The organism is Paraburkholderia sp., from assembly GCF_050742655.1.
Taxonomy (GTDB): domain Bacteria; phylum Pseudomonadota; class Gammaproteobacteria; order Burkholderiales; family Burkholderiaceae; genus Paraburkholderia.
The window spans coordinates 55,431-74,873 of sequence record NZ_JBOIGG010000014.1 but is presented as its reverse complement, the minus strand read 5'-3'; the positions used below and the strand labels follow the sequence as shown (position 1 = coordinate 74,873).

Genomic DNA, 19,443 nt, shown 5'->3' with positions numbered 1-19,443 from the left:
GCTTCCGTTGTGCCTGCCGGCGTTCAGGACTTGCGGGCGGCCTGCGTCTCGGTGGCACGCAGACGGGCCGACAGCTTGTCCAGCACACCGTTCACGTACTTGTAGCCATCCACGCCGCCGAAGGTCTTCGCGAGCTCGACCGCCTCGTTGATCACGACGCGGTACGGAATGTCGACGTGGTGCTTCAGTTCGTAGGCGGCGACGAGCAACACTGCACGTTCGACCGGCGACAGCTGCTCGATCGGACGGTCGAGGCACGGCGTGAGATCCGCGGACAGCGAGTCCGCGTCGCGGATCACGCCGTGCAGCAGCGCATTGAGATGCTCGAGGTCGGCCTTGTCGAAGCCCTGCGCGTTACGCAGCTGCGCATCGATCTCGCCGCCGGGGGCACCCGACAGCAGCCACTGGTACAACCCCTGCGTGGCCAGTTCGCGGGAGCGTCGGCGGGCGCTCTTCATGCGCGTTCCTCTTCTTCGTCTTCTTCATCGTCGTCGTCATCGCCGCCGAGCTGTTCGAGCGCGACTCCGAGATTCGCCATTTCGACCGCGACGCGGGCCGCATCGCGGCCTTTCTCGGTCATCCGTGCGACGGCCTGTTCGTCGGTGTCGGTCGTGAGTACCGCGTTCGCGACCGGAATGCCGAAGTCGAGGCCGACGCGCGTGATGCCCGCGCCGCTTTCGTTCGACACCAGTTCAAAGTGATACGTCTCGCCGCGGATCACGGCGCCGAGTGCGATCAGCGCGTCGAACTGGCCGCTTTCGGCGAGTTTCTGCAGCGCGAGCGGCACTTCGAGCGCGCCCGGCACCGTGACGAGCAGCACGTCTTCGCCGGTCACGCCGAGGCGTTCGAGTTCTTCGATGCACGCGTCGGCGAGGCCGTTGCAGACGGGCTCGTTGAAGCGCGACTGGACGATGCCGACACGCAGGCCGTCACCGTCGAGATTCGGTTGATATTGTCCGATTTCCATAAATGGTCCGTAGAAGGGGAGGGAGCGCGGGTGCGCTGAAGCGTCGGGTCAGGTGGACGGTTGCGGCGGGCAGCCGGGCATCGGGACGAAGCCAGTGACTTCGAGGCCGTAGCCGGACATGCTGCCGAGCTTGCGCGGATTGGACAGCACCTGCATCTTGCCGACACCGAGTTCGCGCAGGATCTGCGCGCCGATGCCATACGTCTTGAAGTCGACCGGGCGGCGCTTCAGCGCTTCCGCACGGTCTTTTTCGTCGAATGCCTTGAACACGTCGATCAGGTGATCGCGCGAATCGCCGCAATTCAGCAGCACGACGACGCCGAGATCACGCTGCGCGATTTCCTTCATCGCGGCGTCGAGCGTCCACGAGTGCGTCGACGCGCCGACTTCGAGCAGATCGAGCACCGATAGCGGTTCGTGCACGCGCACCGGCGTGTCGCGTTGCGCCGAGGGCGTGCCGCGCACCAGCGCGATGTGCGGCGAGCCGCTCGGCAGGTCGCGGTACATCACCGCGCGGAACGGGCCGTGCGCGGTCTGCATCGTGCGCTCGGCGACGCGCTCGACGATCGATTCGGTGCGGCTGCGGTAGTGGATCAGATCGGCGATCGTGCCGATCTTCAGGCCGTGTTCCTGCGCGAACGTCAGCAGGTCGGGCAGGCGCGCCATCGTGCCGTCGTCCTTGATGATCTCGCAGATCACCGCGGCCGGCGTCAGGCCCGCGAGCGCCGTGAAATCGCAGCCCGCCTCGGTATGGCCTGCGCGCATCAGCACGCCGCCCGGCTGCGCCATGATCGGGAACACGTGGCCAGGCTGGACGATGTGCTCCGGACGCGCGTCGTGCGCGACCGCCGCGGCGATGGTGCGGGCACGGTCGGCGGCCGAGATGCCGGTCGTGACGCCTTCGGCCGCCTCGATGCTGACCGTGAACGCGGTGCCGTACTGGGTGCCGTTGCGGTAGGTCATCAGCGGCAGGTTCAGCTGCTTGCAGCGGTCCTGCGTGAGCGTCAGACAGACCAGCCCGCGACCGTAGCGGGCCATGAAATTGATCGCTTCCGGCGTGACGAATTCGGCTGCGACGACGAGGTCGCCTTCGTTTTCGCGGTCTTCTTCGTCGACCAGGATCACCATCCGGCCGGCCTTCAGTTCGGCGATGATCTCAAGGGTGGAGGCGAGCGTCATGTTGGCGAGAAATTCGGGAAAGCGCGTATTTTACGCCACGCGGACGCCCGCGTGCCTCCTGGCCGTTCGCCGGACTATCGAGGTTCGCTTTTCTGTGTTTCGGGCGGTTCGCCGGGCCCGTCGCGTTGCTCCAACAGGACGACGCAGTCAACGCCGATGCTCGCCGCCGTACCCGCGATGAAAGCCGCCCCTCGCCGACGCACCGAAGCGGTTGTACCCGTATTGATGAAAATGGTTGTAGTGGTTGAAATGATGGAAGTGGTGGAAGCGGTCCACGAAGATGAAGCCGATGCCCGCGCCGATGAAAAGCGGCGGACCGTACCACCACGGATCGGGATACGGATAGGCGTCGGCGGGGTACCACAACGCGTTGCCGTCGTCGGTCTGCACGATCTGCCATGTGCCGTCGCTCTGCTGGCACGCGCGACCGACGATCTGCTGCATCGTGCCGTCGATTTCCGCCTGCCCCGATACGGCCCGGCAATTGTCCGCGTCGACCGTTTGCGACCCGTCGTCGGTTTGCGCGAACGCGGGTGTGAGCATGCCGAGACCGGCGAGCAATATTCCGATACGAATCAGTTTTTTCATGATCCACTCCTGTCCTGCCGATGTGTCGCGCGTGGGCCGGTTTTTCCGATTGCCTTGTGGATAAAACGGGTGGGAGGGCCGGGTTATTCCGCGGATAACCCGGCAATGGGATGCCGCACTGAACAACTCGAAGGAGATCAGCGTGAGGAATCTATCGACGTCCGGCGGTTCCATCGGCATGAAACGCTTGGGCTGTGCCATTGCGGCGTGCGTTGTCGCTGCCCATGCTTATGCGACGCCACTCGATCATGGCGACCTCGCGACGTTTCCGACGCGGGACGGCGTCATGCAGAGCCTCTTCATCGAGTCGCCGTCGCCGAACCCGCCATGGGTGGTCGTTCTGTTTCCCGGCACGCCGGGCGCGCTGCATCTGGATGCGGCGGGGGCGACCACGCTCAAGGGCAATTTCCTGATCCGCTCGGCGCGTTACTGGATCGAGCAGGGCGATGCGGTCGCGCTGGTCGATACGCCGTCCGATAACGCGCAGGGTGTCGACGGCCTCTTTCGGCTGGGTAAGGAATCGTTCAAGGACACACAGGTCGTCGTCGCTACGCTGCGGCAGCGCTTCCCGAACGCGAAGATCGCGCTGGTCAGCACGAGTGCCGGGACGCTGTCGGTCGGCAACGCGCTGCAACGCGATCCTGCACTGGCCGACGCGTTCGTGCTCACGTCCCCGGTGACCTTCTCACGCCGCGGCGGCGGCACGCTGGCGAACCTCGATGTGGACGGCACGACGCATCGCGTGCTGGTCGTGTCGAACGAGCATGACGCGTGCGTGTCGTCGCCTGCGTATGCGGGCAAGCGTCTCGCCGAACACAACCACTTCGATTTCGTTTCGGTGGATTCAACGGAAGGCGGCGGCGACAAGTCGACGGGCTGCGGCGGGCATTCGCCGCACGGTTTTCTCGGTATCGAGAAGGCGGTGCTGGGGGATATCGATGGGTGGTTGACGGGGGCGGCTGCTGCGGCGAAGTGAGCGGGCGGCCGCCGTCAGACCTGGCGTTAGCGCTGCAACAAACCTTCCGGAGACGACGTCAACATCCGCTCCACATACCGCGCAATCATATCGATCTCGAGATTAACCTTCGCCCCCGCCACCAGATGCCGCAGCGTCGTCACCTCGACGGTATGCGGGATCAGGTTGATCGAGAACTCGCAGCCGTCCGCGCGATCGTCCACTGAATTGACCGTCAGGCTCACACCGTTGACGGTAATCGAGCCCTTGTACGCGAGATAGCGGCCGAGTTCGCGCGGCGCGAGCACGCGCAGTTCATGCGATTCGCCGACCGGAGCAAAGCGCGTGACGGTGCCGAGCCCGTCGACGTGACCCGACACGATATGCCCGCCGAGCCGGTCGTGCGCACGCAACGCTTTCTCGAGATTCACGTCGCCGGTTTGCGCGAGCCCGACCGTGCGGTTCAGGCTCTCGCGCGACACGTCGACTGCGAATGTGCTCGCGGTCTTTTCGATCACCGTCATGCACGCACCCTGGATCGCGATGCTGTCGCCGAGTGCGACGTCGTCGAGACCTAACGTGTCCGCGTCGACGGTGAGCCGCACGCCCGCGTCGGGGTCGCTGCCAAGGGGAGTGATCGATGCAATGCGGCCGACTGCCGCGACGATTCCGGTAAACATCGTGCTGTGTCCTCTGTCAGTGCAGTCAGTGCAACTCGGTACGGGAGAGCGGTGCGGCAAGCCGCGCGAGAATCCGCAGATCGTCACCGATCCGGTCGACCGCATGAAAATTCAGCTGCACGCGGTCGTCGAGCGAACCGGGTGCCGCGAGATTGAACATACCCATCGATTCGACACCGAGCAGGCTCGGCGCCAGATAGACCAGCAGTTCGTCGACGCAGCCCTCGCGCAGCAGCGAGCCGTTCAGCTTGTAGCCGGCCTCGACGTGCAGTTCGTTTGTACCGCGCCGGCCGAGCTCGGCCAGCATCGCCGGCAGATCGACCTTGCCCGCCGCGTTCGCGAGCGGCACGAGTTCGGCGCCGCGCGCGCGCAGCGCTTCCGCACGTTCGGCGAGCTGTTCGTCGTGTGGGTCGAGCGTGCCGCAGAAAATCAGCGTGGGTGCGCCGGCGAGAATGTGCGCGTCGAGCGGCACTTCAAGCCGGCTGTCGATCAGCACGCGCTGCGGCTGCCGCGGCGTGTCGACCGCGCGCACGGTCATGCGCGGATTGTCTTCCCTCACGGTGCCGATGCCGGTCAGGATCGCCGATGCGCGCGCGCGCCACGCATGGCCGTCGGCGCGAGCGGCCTCGCCGGTGATCCACTGGCTCGCGCCGGACGGCAGCCCGGTGCGGCCGTCGAGCGACGCCGCGACCTTCATCCGGACCCACGGACGACCCCGCGTCATCCGCGATACGAAGCCGATGTTCAGTTCCTGCGCTTCGTTCGCGAGCAGTCCGCAGCGCACTTCGATACCCGCGTCGCGCAACATACCGAGGCCGCGGCCGGACACCTGCGGATTCGGGTCCTCCATCGCGGCGACGACGCGTGCAATCTGCGCTTCGATCAGCGCGTTCGCGCACGGCGGCGTGCGGCCGAAGTGGCTGCACGGTTCGAGCGTCACGTAAGCGGTCGAGCCGCGCACGTCGTGGCCGCGCGAACGCGCATCCTTCAACGCGCGGATTTCCGCGTGGTCCTGGCCCGCAGGCTGCGTGAAGCCTTCGCCGATCACGGCGTCGTCTTTCACGAGCACGCAACCGACACGCGGATTCGGATCGGTCGTGTACATGCCGCGCTGCGCCAGCGCGAGCGCGCGTTCCATATGGACGAAATCGGTTTGCGAGAACATCGTCGTCCGCTCAGGCTGCGAGCGCGGCGAATGCGCCGCGCGCGGCATCGATCGTCGCGTCGACGATCGCTTCGTCGTGCGCGCTCGATACAAAACCGGCCTCGTACGCCGACGGGGCGAAGTACACGCCCGCGTCGAGCATCTTGTGGAAGAACGCGTTGAAGCGCGGCACGTCGGAGCGCGTGACTTCCGCGAAGCTTCCCGGCACCGCGTCCGCGAAGTAAAGGCCGAACATGCCGCCGACCGAATCGGCCGCGAACGACACCTTCGCGTCGCGCGCGGCGCCCGCGAGGCCCTGCACGAGACGCATGGTGCGCGCGGCGAGCGTGTCGTAGAAGCCGGGCGCCTGGATCAGCTGCAGCGTCTTCAGGCCCGCCGCGACCGCAATCGGATTACCCGACAGCGTGCCGGCCTGGTACACGCCGCCGAGCGGAGCGAGATGGGCCATGATGTCGCGCCGTCCGCCGAACGCCGCGGCCGGCATGCCGCCGCCGATCACCTTGCCGAGACACGTGAGGTCCGGCGCGATGCCATACAACTGCTGCGCGCCGCCGAGCGCGACGCGGAAGCCGCACATCACTTCGTCGAAGATCAGCACGGCGCCGTATTCGCTGCACAGCCGCCGCAGCGCGCCGAGAAATTCGGGCGTCGCGCGCACGAGGTTCATGTTGCCCGCGACCGGCTCGACGATCACCGATGCGATCTCGTTGCCGAACGCCTTGAACGCTTCTTCGAGCGCCGCAACGTTGTTGTATTCGAGCACCGTGGTGTGTTTCGCGATGTCGACCGGCACGCCCGCCGACGTCGGGTTGCCGAACGTGAGCAGACCGGAGCCGGCCTTTACGAGCAGGCTGTCCGCGTGGCCGTGATAGCAGCCCTCGAACTTGACGATGCGGCTGCGGTTCGTGAAGCCGCGCGCAAGACGCAGCGCGCTCATCGTCGCCTCGGTGCCGCTCGACACCATGCGCACCTGTTCCATCGACGGCACGAGCTTGCAGATCTCTTCGGCGATCTCGATCTCGGCTTCGGTCGGCGCACCGAATGAGAAGCCGTTGACGAGTACGCGCTGCACGGCTTCGAGCACCTCGGGATGCACGTGGCCGACGATCATCGGGCCCCACGAGCCGATGTAGTCGATGTAGCGCTGGCCGTCGGCGTCCCAGAAGTACGCGCCCTGCGCGCGTTCGATGAAGCGCGGTGTGCCGCCTACCGAGCGGAAAGCGCGCACCGGTGAATTGACGCCGCCCGGGATGCTGACCTGGGCGCGTTCGAAGAGAGTTTGATTCCTGGACATGAACGTGGACCTGCGAGAAGGATGGCGTGGCCGGCGTGCCGATGGGCGCGGGCGGAGCGGCGGCGGGTGGCGCGTCCGCGAGCCCGGGCCGCGGGTCCTGGCGGCGACGGAATGACTGGCTGAAATTGTACCGGAGTCCCGTCAATCGGGCGGTGCGGCACGCCGGGCGCTGCGGCATCATGCCGCGCGGGCAGGTGTCGGGCGCGCAGTCAGGCGCACAGTCAGGCGGAGGATTTCCGGCGCGCGTGCGCGCTCGCTTTCGACGATTGCGGCGGTGCCGTGCTCGTCACACCTTGCATCGGCAGTCGCGGCGACGCGCGTTTCCCGGTCAGCTCGGCCCAGCGCTTCTCGAGCGCCCCTTCGGCGATCGGTTTGATCGACGTGCCGGAGCTTTGTGCGTCCCAGGTCTGCACCGAGAACGGATGCACGCGCAGCGCGTCGCGGCCGATCGCCACCTGCACGTGCGCATCGACGAGCCAGTCGTAGACGAAGTCGATGCACAGCCGGTAGCCGCGTTTGGTCGTGGAATCGGCGACCTCGTACGGCGCGCGCGTCACGTAGCCGGAGCCGAACAGACCGCGCGGCTCGGACGCGACCCGATGCAGGAACACGCGGTCGCCGGGCAGCAGGCTGCGTGCAACGCCGCAGCCCCACACGTCGGTGACGGCTTCGCCCGCGGCCACGCGTTTCGCGATGTCCGGCAGCTCCGGCCACGGCCATTTTTTGGGGCTCCAGATCAGCAGAAAGGCGGTCACGGCGGGGTCGTCGGGTGCGGGAAAAAACGGCAGCTTAACCGATTGCGCGCAGCGGGCAACAGTGTGCCGCGGTGGAGCGGCGCCGGCCAGGTCAGGCTGAAGTGCTACCGTCCCTTGATGCGTTCTCTCGGGCGTCAACGACCATCTGGCTTTATTGTTTATCTTTACATTATATTTTCGTTAACATTACACTTTATCCCGCTTATCCTTTTCGATAAGTAAACTTGTCAGTACTCTCGACCTGCCACCTCCCCTTAGGTGAGCAGGTCTTTTTTTGCTCAATCGCTTCGTCGCAGATACCCGGTCGATGCGGCAGTCGCCCTCGGCTACGGAGGTCGACGACTTCATCTGTCGTAACGACCGTGTTCGTATCCAACCTGACGCAAGTTCAGGCGTGCGCGACCCGCGCATATTTCAATATCTTGCGCAAGAGAATAATTCTTCGGTTTCGCTCTGGCCTCTTCCGGCAGGCCCTGCGATGGCTATCGTTGGTAAAAGTCATGAAGGGAGCCGCGCGTGTTCTGGTGCGAATCGACAGGGGGTCTTTGCAACGCCGCGTTGCCTGAAGTGCGATTGAGCAGGGGTAAACCGAATCAGGTGTCTTGCCGCCAGGTAGCCCAAAGCATGCTGGGCGCACGCGTTTATGCAGTGTCATGAGAGGGTAAATACCTATAACGGCACATTACGCATATCGCACATGTTGGTTTCGGCTATCAAACAAATTTTGACGAAATATTTCTGGGCTGATACGTTTCCGTACAGCAAATGAAAGACGTGGAGTGGGACGTCTCGCAAGTGACTGCAGCGCACCGTTGAGGACGTTGCGACAGCGGGAGATTCCAGGGTGTCTTTTGCAGCATGAACGCGGCCCGACAACGCCTGCCGTTGGCTCATCGCCGGCATTACGGTTGCGTTTCGCGTGACGGTGCATTACGTCGTAGACGTGAGAACGTCGGCCAAACAGATTTGTCGCAGTGACGAATTGCTGAGTTCTGGTTTTCAAGATTTGGGAAAATAATTTAGTTTTACTGATCATGTAACCGGGCCAGCGGAAGTTTTTTGAGCCGCTTGCCCGGATGCTGGTGAGGTAGTCGTCGTCCTGGATGAAGGCGCACGGCATGGGGAATGGAAATTATTTTTATGTGTTCCGTTGCAAAGAATTAATGAGCTTCGAAGAACCACACTCGTACCGGGTGCGGAAGACTACTCGGTATGCACGTCGGTAGTCTCGGAGCAGGATCCATCTGACCGGAAAAGAATTCGTACCCGGTAGGCCTGGAAGGTCGAGCTTGCTTTAACAGATTGCTTCGCTTCGCCACGCGAATCACTTCAATTCACTTAATTTAGGATGACTGAATTAATAATAGACATGAGTAAGAACGAGATTTTATATCGATACATGGATGGCTGCGTGTTACGTGACGGAGGCGTTTATCGGAAATCGAAAACCTTATTCATCGTTGTTTGAGTCTCGAAAAACAGGCGTTGGAATCCGCGCGGTGGGGTGCCGCAAGCGAAGAGGCGTGCCAGGTCTTTTCGCATAACAACTTGTCGTTAGTGGCGAGAGAGGGGAATATGAAACCAATAGAATCACGATCGGCCATTCGAAAAATACTTTGGGCGGAAATGGCCTTGACGGCTATGGTCGGTACTTCCGCGTTTGCCCAGAGCCAGCCGTCAGCAGCAGGGGTTGCAGTCGAATCGCCCGTCACGGTCGCGCAGGCAGGCACGCAGGACGACGCCACGGCGCCCGCTCCGGGTTCTGGCGCCGCCGTGGCGTCGGGCATCAAGCAGCTCAAGAAATTCGAGGTCACGGGTTCGCTGATTCGAACTTCGGACAAGGTCGGCACTACCGAGATCCAGACGGTTACGCAGAAAGACATCCAGCAAAGTGGCTACACCACGGTGGCTGACTTCCTGCGCGGTACCGCCGCGAACTCGGGCGCCAGCTGGTCGCAGTCCACGATGAACAGCGCGGCGCCGGGCGGAGCCGGCATCGCACTGCGCGGCCTGAGCGAGAAGTACACGCTGGTGCTGGTCGACGGGCAACGTGTCGCCAACTACGCACAAGCGGTGAACTTCACCGACACCTTCTTCGACGTCAACACGATTCCGCTGAACATCGTCGATCACATCGACATCGTCAAGACTGGCGCGGTTTCGATCTACGGCTCCGATGCGATCGCCGGTGTCGTCAACATCATTACCAAGAAAAATTTTCAGGGTCTGCAGCTCGATACCCAACTGGGCAAGGCGCAGCACCCGGGAAATGGCCAGGGCAGCTTCAGCGTGCTCGGCGGTTTCGGCGACCTGAACTCCGATCGCTTCAACATCACGGCGGCGGCAAGCTATTACCGCGACAGCGGATCGACGCTTGCCGATCGCGACATGACGTCGTCCCAGGATTTCACGCAGTACCCCGGCGGCAATGCAGCACCATTTGGTCCGAACCAGCAATCGTACTGGACCACGCCTGACGGCAACACGGCGCTTAACCCTTGCCCACCGGGCAGCAAAGGAACGAAGGCGTGCGTGTATAACGTCGCTCCCGGCACCTCGCTGACACCGGCACTAACGCGCTTCAACGCGAAAGTCCGCGGCACCTTCAAGCTTGACGAGAACACCGAAGCCTACGCTGGCTTCTGGGTGAGCCGTGATGAAAGCGTGCAGTTGCAGGGACCCGCTGCGCTCAGTGCCAATTCGAACGTGTTTGACCCGGTGGCAGGTTCTGTCGCACCGCTCTCGCGAACGGTGCCGGCATCGAATCCGTTCAACCCGTTCGGCGTGCCGACGCCGATCAACCTGACGTTCCCGAACAAGGTCGGCGTGGCGGATACCGTGTCGACGTTCTGGATGGCGTCGACTGGCATCAAGGGCTCGTTCGACGCCGCCCGGTTCGGAAACTGGGATTGGTCCGCCGACTACGGCCATTCGCAGAGCACGGTCGATACGAGCTACTCGAATCGCCTGAACGTCGCTGGCGTCGAGAACATGCTGATGAACGGCACGTACAACTTCGCGAATCCGTCTTCGACGCCTAATGGTCTGAACGGCGTGTTCAGCGACGACAACCAGCAAGCGATCTCGAAGGTCGATAGCGTGACCGCCAAGACCTCGACGGCGAACCTGTTCGCCCTGCCGGCCGGTAACGTCGGCTTGGGGCTGGGTACGGAATTCCGCCACGAATCGTCGCTGATCAACCCGCAGACGCTGGCGTCGCAGGGCATTACGGCACCGGCAAACGTGCAGACGGTCAATAGCTCGCGCAACGTGGCGGCGCTGTTCTATCAGATCGATATTCCGATCATCCACAATCTGACGTTCACGCAAGCCGCTCGCTACGACCACTACAGCGATTTCGGCGGTGCCTTCTCACCGAGCTTCGCGCTGCGCTTCCAGCCGGTGCGTATGCTGACGACCTTCGCGTCGTACAGTCGCGGCTTCCGCGCGCCGACAGGCGTTGAGAACTCGCAGGCGGTCTATCTGGGTCACCAGAATCTGGTCGATCCAAACGATCCGAGCGGCACGCCGACGAAGCACTTCACGACAGAGCAGACCACCGGTAATCCGAATCTGCAGCCTGAGCGCACGAAGAACTACAACATCGGGTTCCAGTTGTCGCCCGACGCGTTGACCGATATCGGCGCGGCGTTCTACAAAGTCCACATCGACAGCGTGATCGGGACAGCAGATCCGAATGCGGTACTTCAGGCGAACGATCCGGCGACGGTGGTTCGCAATCCGGACGGCACGATCCGCTACATCGTGCAGCCATTCGTCAACCTCGGCTCGCTCGATACCGACGGCTTCGATATGAACTTCCGCAAGGCACTGCGCACGCCTTACGGTATGTTCACGCTGACGGGCGACTGGGCCTACGTGTGGCACTACAAACTCCGTAGCCCGGGTTCGGCGACGCAGAACTTCGCCGGCAATAACCTCGCACTGTTGCAACCGTTCGGTGCAAGCAATCCGCGCTGGAAGGGCAATACGACGCTGGCCTGGGACTTCCACAACCTGACGACCGCGTTGACCTGGCAATACACAGGTCCTTACACGAACGCGGTGGCGGCGGAGTTTGGCGATGGCGGAACGGGTTCCGTGGCGTCGTACAGTCAGTTCAACCTGATGGCGACCTATCGCGGCATCAAACACTGGACGATATATGGCGGTATCTCGAACCTGTTTGACAAGAAACCTCCGTTTGACGTCGAGTGGCAGGCTACGCCAGACATCACCGGTTACGACCAGTCGCTGTACACCGACCTTGGCCGCTTTTTCCAGATCGGCGCGACATACCGCTTCTAACGGTTTAACCGAAGTGGTAGCGACTGAGTAGTGAACTGGACGTATGCCGCTTCCTGCCCGATGGATGGCAGGAGGCGGCACAAGCCGGCACAAGCCGGCCATATCGGTTTTCACGTTCTGCCTCATCCGACACGTCGAGTACAATCGCCCCAATTTCTCCACTCTTCCATCAGGTCCGGCGCGTGGCGCAAAACGGACCGCCTCCTGCTGGATGTCCCGCCCCATGTCCCACCCCATCCGACACCGGCCCGACATCCGGTTGATCCTGTTGCTCGGCGCGCTCGCCGCATGCGGTCCGCTTGCCACCGACATGTATCTGCCAAGCTTGCCGTCGATCGCGGCCGGGTTCGGCGTCGTGCCGGGCGTCGCGCAATCCACGCTGACGAGCTTCATGGCCGGCTTCTCGATCGGCATGCTGCTGTACGGACCGCTCTCCGATGCATACGGCCGCCGCCCGATCCTGCTCGGCGGTATCGCGCTGTTCACGGTGTCGAGCGTCGCGTGCGTGTTCTCTTTTTCGATCGGCTCGCTCGTGTTCGTGCGCTTTCTGCAGGCGCTCGGCGCGGGCGCGGCGTCGGTGCTCTCGCGGGCGATCGCGCGCGACGCGCACGAACCGACCGACGCCGCGCGCGTGCTGTCGATGGTCGCGATCGTCACGGCGGTCGGACCGCTGCTTGCGCCGCTGATCGGCGGCCAGTTGCTGCTGCTCGGCAGCTGGCGCATCGTGTTCGTCGTGTTGACGCTGTTCGGCGCGGGCTGCGCGGTCACCGCGTATCTGCGCGTGCCCGAAACCTGGCCGCGCGAAAAGCGTGCGAGTTCAGCTGTGCTGCAGTCGTTCGCCGCATACGGCCGGCTGCTGCAAGATCCAATGGTCTGGGGGCACATGCTGTGCGGCGGGATGGCGTTCGCATCGATGTTCACGTACATCTCCGCGACGCCGTTCGTATACATCGAGCATTTCCACGTATCGCCGCAGCACTACGGCTTCCTGTTCGGTCTGAACGTGTTCGGCATCATGATCGGCAACTTTGTGAACACGCGCTTCGTCGGCCGTCTGGGCCCGCTGCGCATCATCTCGATTGCCGCGACGATCAGCGCTGGGGCCTCGCTGTTCGTCGCGCTGATGTGCGTGACGGGGTGGGGCGGGTTGTGGTCGATTGTCGTCGGGCTGTTCTTCGTGGTCGGCGTGGTGGGTGTGCTGTCGGCCAACTGCGCGACCGATCTGATGCATCGCTATCCGCACAACGCAGGCGCCGCGGCTGCCGTGTTCGGCGCGATGCAGCTTGCGCTCGGCGCGCTCGCGAGCGTCGTGGTCGGACTGTGGCACGACACGACGCCGGTCGGCATGGGCTTCACGATCGGTACGGCTGGCGTGCTCTGCTACGTGGGACGGATGCTGATCGTGCGTTGGCACGACCGGCCGTTGCCGTCGTCGCTCGCGCCGTCGCAGAAGGGATAGGAAAGGGGAGACGACAGGCTCCGGCAGGAGCCTGTCGTGTTGCGAGCGGGCGCCTGGTCGCTTTAGTCGCGCGCGGTAGAGGCCGCGCCGTGACTCAGCCAGTGGAGCACGGCGGTCGTTTCGTCGTCGGCACCGTCGCGGACCTTTGCGACCGCTTCGCGGACGTCGGGATCCGGCGACGCGCGGCGAATCGCGACGCCGACCGCGAGGATGTCGATCATCAACAGATGCAGCACGCGCGAGATCATCGACAGCTGCGATTCGCGCATCTCGATGTGATCCGTTTCGAGCGCCACGGTCGCACGTTTCGCGAGCGGTGTATTGCTCGACGTGATCGCGATCACCTGAGCACCGGCCTGCATCGCGACCTCGAGCACGCGCAGCAGTTCGGGCGCGCGGCCCGACTTCGACACCGCGACGATCACGTCGCCCTTGCCGAGCAGCGCCGCCGACGCGGCTTGCATGTACAGATCGCCGTACGCGATGGTCGGAATGCCGAAGCGGAAGAACTTGTAGTGCGCGTCCTGCGCGACGATATTCGAATTGCCGAGCCCGTAGAATTCGATGCGGCGCGCGCCGTTCAGAAGATCGATCGCGCGTTCCACATGCTCGAAGTTCAGATGCTCGCGCAGTTGCAGGATCGCGGACACCGTGTTGTCGAGCACCTTCGCGCCGAAGTCGGTGGCTGTATCGCCGAGATGCACCTGGCTGTGGCTGACCGGAATCGTGCCGGTGAGGCCAGTGGCGAGCTTCAGCTTGAAGTCGGACAGCCCCTGGCAACCGAGCGAGCGGCAGAAGCGGATCACCGTCGGCTGGCTGACGTCGGCCTTGCGCGCGATGTCGACGATCGGATCGTTGATGATCGAGCGCGGATGGTTCAGCGCGAGATCGGCGACGCGTCGCTCCGCCGGCGTGAGCGCATCGCGCATCTGGCGGATGCGCTCGAATACCGCCGACGATCCGCCGCCCGTGCGGTTCGACAACTGCTCCGCGAGAATCGCCGACACGCCGAGGAACGCCGGATATTCGGCGGTGATCACGTAGGTGGGCACGTTCTGCAGGTACGCCTCGAAACGGCCCTTCGCCTCGAAGCGCTCGCGGAACGGCGAGCGCACGAACACCTCGCCGAGACGCGGTACCACGCCGCCGCCGATGTAGATGCCGCCGAGCGCGCCGAGCGTCACGGCGACGTTGCCCGCGAACGAGCCGAGAATCCCGCAGAAACAGTCGACCGCTTCAGCGGCGAGCGGTTCGCCGTCGAGCGCGCGGCGCACGACCTCGGAGGTGTCGCAGGTAGCGGCGACGCGTTTCTTGTCGCGCGCGGCGAGCGCACGGTAGATCACCTCCATGCCGGGACCGGCGCAGACGCGTTCGAACGACACGTGCGGCCACTTCTTGCGCGCGAACTGCAGCACTACGTCCTCACGTTCGTCCTGCGGCGAGAAGCTCGCGTGGCCGCCTTCGCTGCCGAGCGCGATCCAGCGGTCGTCGGCGGGAATCAGGCCGGACACGCCAAGGCCCGTGCCCGGTCCGAGCAGACCGATCACGCTGTTCTGACGGCGTGCGCCGCCGCCGACCTGCACGCGCTGCGTATCGGTGAGGCCGGGCAGCGCCATCGCGAGCGCGGTGAAGTCGTTGACGACGAGCAACGTATCGAAGCCGAGCGCGCGGCGCGTCGCTTCGATCGAGAAGGTCCAGTCGTGATTCGTCATGCTCACCTGGTCGCCGTCGACCGGGTTCGCGATTGCGATCGCCGCGTGATTCACGCGGCCGATCTTCGCATCCTTTAGATACTGCTTGATGACCTCGGCGACACCGGGGTAGTCCGCGCACGGATACACCAGCACCTGGCCGATTTCGCCGGGACCGGTTTCAAGCGCGAAGCGCGCATTGGTGCCGCCGATGTCGGCGAGAAGCCTCGGTCCGTCGGCGTGCTGGCCCACACCGGGCACAGCCTTAGTTTGCACACCAGTAGACATCGAGTCTCACTCCCTTGTCGTTCGCCAGCGTCGAGATGGCATTTTTTTGTGGCGCGGCGGCAGCGGCATTCAGGACGTCGAGCTTGCTTGGACCGGCGATCAGCAGATATAGCTGGCCGACCTGCTTGAGCGCGCTCATCGACCAGCTGACGCGCGCATGCGGCGCGGCACTCGGATGAACGGCGACGAAGTGCTCGGGCGTGGAGATCGCGAAGTCCCACTCGGGCGAGTCCGCGAAGATCGATGCGGTGTGACCGTCCTCACCCATGCCGAGGATGGCGACGTCGGGCACGCGGCGCGCGGGGTCGGCATTCAGCGCGGCGATGTGCGCATCGAGCGGCTGCGTCACGTCGACGAGCGGTGCGAACGCGGCGTTGCGCGCCGCGTTCTGCAGCAGCGTTTCGTGAACCAGCCGCGCGTTGCTTGCGCTGTCGGTCTCGGGCACCCAGCGATCGTCGACGAGCGTCACGCCGATGCGCGACCAGTCGAACGGCTGGGTGGACAGGATCTGCAGGAACGGGCGCGGACTGGTGCCGCCGGACACGGCGAGCGTCGCCGTGCGCGCGCCCGCGGGCGTGTTTGCCGACGCGGCCAGCGACGCATGTAACGCGTCGCCAACCGCCTTCGCCAGCGCGTCGGATTGGGCGCGCGGGTCGTCGAAAGCGTGAAGCTCGATCACTTCTCCTCCATGCTGCTTTTTTGTTGGTTCACAGGGCGGACCGCAGCGCGGTCCAGATGATTGTCCTTCCAGCACCCGCGCACGGTTCGGCGCGCGGGCAGTGCCCCGTTCAGTTTTCTTCCTCTAGCCAGCACGTGTCGTGCTGCGCCAGCATCGCGCTGGCTGCAGCGGGTCCCCACGTGCCTGCCGCGTACGGCTTCGGCGGCTTGTTCGCCGAAGCCCATTCGTTCAGGATCGGTTCGACCCAGCGCCATGCGGCTTCCTGCTCGTCGCGCCGCACGAACAGCGCGAGCCGCCCGTTGATCACGTCGAGCAAGAGACGCTGGTACGCCTCCATCTGCCCTTCGCGGAAGAACTGGTCGAAGGCGAGGTCGAGGTGGACGCTGGCGAGATTCATCCCTTCGCCGGGCTGCTTCGCAAGACAGTAGAGCCGGATCGTTTCGTTCGGCTGCAGACGGATGACGAGACGGTTCGAGCCGGCGCGCAGCGCGGTCGGGCCGAGTGCCGAATGCGGCACCGGCCGGAAGTTCACCACGATCTCCGCGACCCGGTCGGCGAGCCGCTTGCCGGTGCGCAGGAAGAACGGCACGCCGGCCCAGCGCCAGTTTTCGATCTCGACCTTCACTGCGACAAAGGTCTCGGTCGTGCTGTCCTGCTTCACGCCAGGTTCGGTCGCATACGCGGGCACCGACGTGCCACGGACTACGCCCGCGTGATACTGGCCGCGCACCGCGACGTGCGCGATGTCGCGCGGATCGATCGGCTTGAGCGCGCGCAGAACGCGCAGTTTTTCATCGCGGACCGAATCGGAATCCATCGAATGCGGCGGCTCCATCGCGACGATCGAGAGTAGCTGCAGCAGATGGTTCTGCACCATGTCGCGCAGCGCGCCGGTGTTGTCGTAGAAGTCGCCGCGCGCTTCGACGCCGAGTTCTTCCGCGATCGTGATCTGGATGCTCTCGACCCACTCGCGACGCCACAGCGGTTCGAACAGCGCATTGCCGAAGCGCAGCGCGAGCAGGTTCTGCACCGGCTCCTTGCCGAGGTAGTGGTCGATCCGGTAGATCTGTTCTTCCGCGAAGATCTCGCCGACGGCATCGTTGATCGCGTTCGACGAACGCAGGTCATAGCCGAGCGGTTTCTCCAGCACGATGCGCGCGTTTTCGTTGAGGCCGACAGCCGCGAGTGCATGGCAGATCGGCACGAACAGCGACGGCCCGGTGGCGAGATAGAACACGCGCGTGCCCGACAAACGATTCACCTCGTCGCGCAGCAGCACGAAATCCTCGGCCTTGCTCAGATCGAGCCGCACGTATTCGATGCGTGCGAGGAACCGTTCCCACGCGGCTTCGTCGAGACCGTTCTTCGATACGTACGGCTTGACGTGCCCGTTCACCCATTCGATGTACCCGGCGCGATCGTCCGCATGACGCGCGACGCCGACGATCTTGCCGCCTTCCGCAAGCATGCCCGCACGGTGCGCTTCATACAGCGCGGGGAGGATCTTGCGCATCGACAGATCGCCGGTCCCGCCGAAGAGGACGAAGGTGAAGCTTGAATCGGTTTGCATGTGTCTCCGTCGATGTCCTGGTGCCGCCAGGTGAGTGTGAGGTGAGCAAACAGGCGGCCGTAGTCCGATAAAATTTTTTTTGACACTGAATTGTAGTTTAACTACAATCCAAATCAAGAGGTAACGCTAATTCGATGAAAAAAGCGTGCTCGCAACAGCGAGATACGAGTTTTCCCGAATCGGCTTTCGTCCCCTGCATGTTAATGGAACATAAGTTTTCTGCCTGTTCCAGCCGACATGCGCGACGCACCTCGAGTCTGCAGCGCGCCTCAGGCGCACCGGTTAGCGTGTGCGAGGCGGGGCAGGCAAAAATCAAAAGAGGAGACAGTCAGTTGCATCCCGAATCACTCATCTCTTGAGCGTCCCGCGGCCGAACACCGGCTCGCCGGCGCGTGCGCGCGCATGTGACAGCTGGACGTCCGCCCGTGTTTTGCCTGTTTGATCAACCACGCGCCCTGGCATAACAGGGGCTTTTGTTTTTTTCAGGTGTCTGGAGGAGATAAGCAATGAAAATCCGCGCGATCATGGGCGCCCTGTGCGCCGCAGGTCTGATGTGTAGCGTGTCGGCAGTGCAGGCGGCCGAATCCATCGAAGTGTTGCACTGGTGGACTTCGGGTGGCGAGTCGAAAGCCGTCGGCGTCCTGAAAGACGACATGACGAAGCAGGGTTACACGTGGAAGGACTTCGCGGTTGCGGGCGGCGCGGGTGCGGCGGCCATGACGGCGCTGAAGACGCAGGTGATCTCGGGCAACGCGCCGAGCGCTGCGCAGATCAAGGGTCCGCTGATCCAGGAATGGGCCGATCAGGGCGTGCTGGTGCCGATCGACTCGGTCGCGGGTGACTGGAAGAAGAACCTGCCGCCGCAGATCGACAAGATCATGCACGCGGGTGGCCACTATGTCGCCGCGCCGTTCTCGGTGCACCGTGTCAACTGGGTGTGGATCAACAAGGCTGCGCTCGACAAGGTCGGTGCGAAGGCGCCGACCACCTGGCCGGAATTCTTCGCGCTCGCCGACAAGCTGAAGACAGCAGGCATCCAGCCGGTCGCCGCAGGCGGTCAACCGTGGCAGGATCTGACGCTGTGGGAAGACGTCGTGCTGTCGCAAGGCGCGGACTTCTACAAGAAGGCCATCGTCGACCTCGACCAGAAGACCTTGACGTCGCAGCAGATGGTCAACGTGTTCGATACGGTCCGCAAGATCGAGTCGTACATGGATAACGGCCGTACCGGCCGCGACTGGAACCTCGCGACGGCGATGGTCATCAACGGCAAGGCCGGCATGCAGTTCATGGGCGACTGGGCGAAGGGCGAGTTCGCGAACGCCGGCAAGCAGTCGGGCACGGACTATGTCTGCGCGCCGGTGCCGGGCACGTCGAAGCAATACACGTTCAACGTCGACTCGTTCGTGTTCTTCCAGCAGAAGGGCCAGACGGGCGCAACGCCTGGTCAGCTCGCGCTCGCGAAGACGATCATGAGCCCGGCATTTCAGGAGCAGTTCAGCCTGTACAAGGGTTCGATCCCGGTGCGCCTCGGCGTGCCGATGGACAAGTTCGACGCTTGCGGCAAGCAGTCGTACGCGGATGAGCAGACCGCGATCAAGGCGGGCGGTTATGTGCCGTCGCTCGCACACGGCATGGCTCAGCCGGATGCGACCGCTGGTGCGATCACCGACGTCGTGACGAAGTTCATGAACTCGACGCAGGATTCGCAGTCTGCAGTGGCAGACCTCGCGAAGGCTGCGAAGACCAGGTAAGCGAAGCAGGCAGGATGGCTGCTGCCCGGTTGCGACTCCACGCGTAACCGGGCACGCCGCGCGTCTTGCACGACGCGTGACCCAGAGCTACGTCCCATGTCCGTCCAGCGT

The 19,443-nt window shown here is 63.9% G+C and carries 15 protein-coding genes; 4 read left to right on the top strand and 11 right to left on the bottom strand.

What is annotated here, in order from left to right:
• Positions 1-23: 23 nt before the first annotated feature.
• From nusB to ACREXZ_RS19865, 4 genes are all read right to left on the bottom strand, one after another.
• On the bottom strand, positions 24-458 hold the full coding sequence (gene nusB / locus ACREXZ_RS19880) for a transcription antitermination factor NusB (RefSeq protein WP_431765828.1): 435 nt from the start codon (positions 456-458) through the stop codon (positions 24-26).
• Positions 455-967 carry a 6,7-dimethyl-8-ribityllumazine synthase gene (ribH, locus tag ACREXZ_RS19875; protein WP_431765827.1) on the bottom strand — a complete coding sequence of 171 codons (513 nt, stop codon included), beginning with the start codon at positions 965-967 and terminating at the stop codon, positions 455-457. The genes nusB and ribH overlap by 4 nt, the downstream gene beginning before the upstream one ends.
• 48 nt (positions 968-1,015) lie before the next feature.
• Entirely contained in the window at positions 1,016-2,146 is a 1,131-nt protein-coding gene (gene ribBA / locus ACREXZ_RS19870; RefSeq protein ID WP_431765826.1) for a bifunctional 3,4-dihydroxy-2-butanone-4-phosphate synthase/GTP cyclohydrolase II, read from the bottom strand.
• A 147-nt stretch (positions 2,147-2,293) separates the two neighbouring features.
• Positions 2,294-2,734 (bottom strand): hypothetical protein, encoded by a 441-nt coding sequence (locus tag ACREXZ_RS19865; protein WP_431765825.1) that lies wholly within the window; start codon positions 2,732-2,734, stop codon positions 2,294-2,296.
• 286 nt (positions 2,735-3,020) lie between these two features.
• Between ACREXZ_RS19865 and ACREXZ_RS19860 the strand changes: the two genes are divergently transcribed.
• Entirely contained in the window at positions 3,021-3,710 is a 690-nt protein-coding gene (locus ACREXZ_RS19860) for a hypothetical protein (protein ID WP_431765824.1), read from the top strand.
• Between the two features lie 26 nt (positions 3,711-3,736).
• On the opposite strand, the gene ACREXZ_RS19855 is transcribed toward ACREXZ_RS19860, so the two are convergent.
• From ACREXZ_RS19855 to ACREXZ_RS19840, 4 genes are all read right to left on the bottom strand, one after another.
• A complete protein-coding gene (locus ACREXZ_RS19855; RefSeq protein WP_431765823.1) occupies positions 3,737-4,369 on the bottom strand; it encodes a riboflavin synthase in 633 nt (210 codons plus the stop codon).
• Positions 4,370-4,394: 25 nt separating this feature from the next.
• Entirely contained in the window at positions 4,395-5,534 is a 1,140-nt protein-coding gene (ribD, locus tag ACREXZ_RS19850; RefSeq protein ID WP_431765822.1) for a bifunctional diaminohydroxyphosphoribosylaminopyrimidine deaminase/5-amino-6-(5-phosphoribosylamino)uracil reductase RibD, read from the bottom strand.
• A gap of 10 nt (positions 5,535-5,544) precedes the next feature.
• A complete protein-coding gene (gene hemL / locus ACREXZ_RS19845; protein ID WP_431765821.1) occupies positions 5,545-6,828 on the bottom strand; it encodes a glutamate-1-semialdehyde 2,1-aminomutase in 1,284 nt (427 codons plus the stop codon).
• A gap of 221 nt (positions 6,829-7,049) precedes the next feature.
• A complete protein-coding gene (locus ACREXZ_RS19840; protein WP_431765820.1) occupies positions 7,050-7,583 on the bottom strand; it encodes a hypothetical protein in 534 nt (177 codons plus the stop codon).
• Between the two features lie 1,575 nt (positions 7,584-9,158).
• On the opposite strand from ACREXZ_RS19840, the gene ACREXZ_RS19835 reads away from it, so the two are divergent.
• Positions 9,159-11,891 (top strand): TonB-dependent receptor, encoded by a 2,733-nt coding sequence (locus ACREXZ_RS19835; protein ID WP_431765819.1) that lies wholly within the window; start codon positions 9,159-9,161, stop codon positions 11,889-11,891.
• Between the two features lie 223 nt (positions 11,892-12,114).
• On the top strand, positions 12,115-13,350 hold the full coding sequence (locus ACREXZ_RS19830; protein ID WP_431765818.1) for a Bcr/CflA family multidrug efflux MFS transporter: 1,236 nt from the start codon (positions 12,115-12,117) through the stop codon (positions 13,348-13,350).
• Positions 13,351-13,412: 62 nt separating this feature from the next.
• Here the strand turns inward: ACREXZ_RS19830 and ACREXZ_RS19825 are convergent, their stop codons facing one another.
• From ACREXZ_RS19825 to zwf, 3 genes are all read right to left on the bottom strand, one after another.
• Positions 13,413-15,329 (bottom strand): bifunctional transcriptional regulator/glucokinase, encoded by a 1,917-nt coding sequence (locus ACREXZ_RS19825; protein WP_431765817.1) that lies wholly within the window; start codon positions 15,327-15,329, stop codon positions 13,413-13,415.
• Positions 15,307-16,008, bottom strand: coding sequence for a 6-phosphogluconolactonase (gene pgl / locus ACREXZ_RS19820; RefSeq protein ID WP_431765816.1), 702 nt, complete (start codon positions 16,006-16,008; stop codon positions 15,307-15,309). Before pgl ends, ACREXZ_RS19825 begins: the two co-directional genes overlap by 23 nt.
• Positions 16,009-16,117: 109 nt before the next feature.
• Entirely contained in the window at positions 16,118-17,578 is a 1,461-nt protein-coding gene (gene zwf, locus ACREXZ_RS19815; RefSeq protein WP_431765815.1) for a glucose-6-phosphate dehydrogenase, read from the bottom strand.
• 506 nt (positions 17,579-18,084) lie between these two features.
• On the opposite strand from zwf, the gene ACREXZ_RS19810 reads away from it, so the two are divergent.
• Complete coding sequence (locus ACREXZ_RS19810) at positions 18,085-19,332, top strand: ABC transporter substrate-binding protein (RefSeq protein ID WP_431765814.1); 1,248 nt, start codon at positions 18,085-18,087, stop codon at positions 19,330-19,332.
• Positions 19,333-19,443 lie beyond the last annotated feature (111 nt).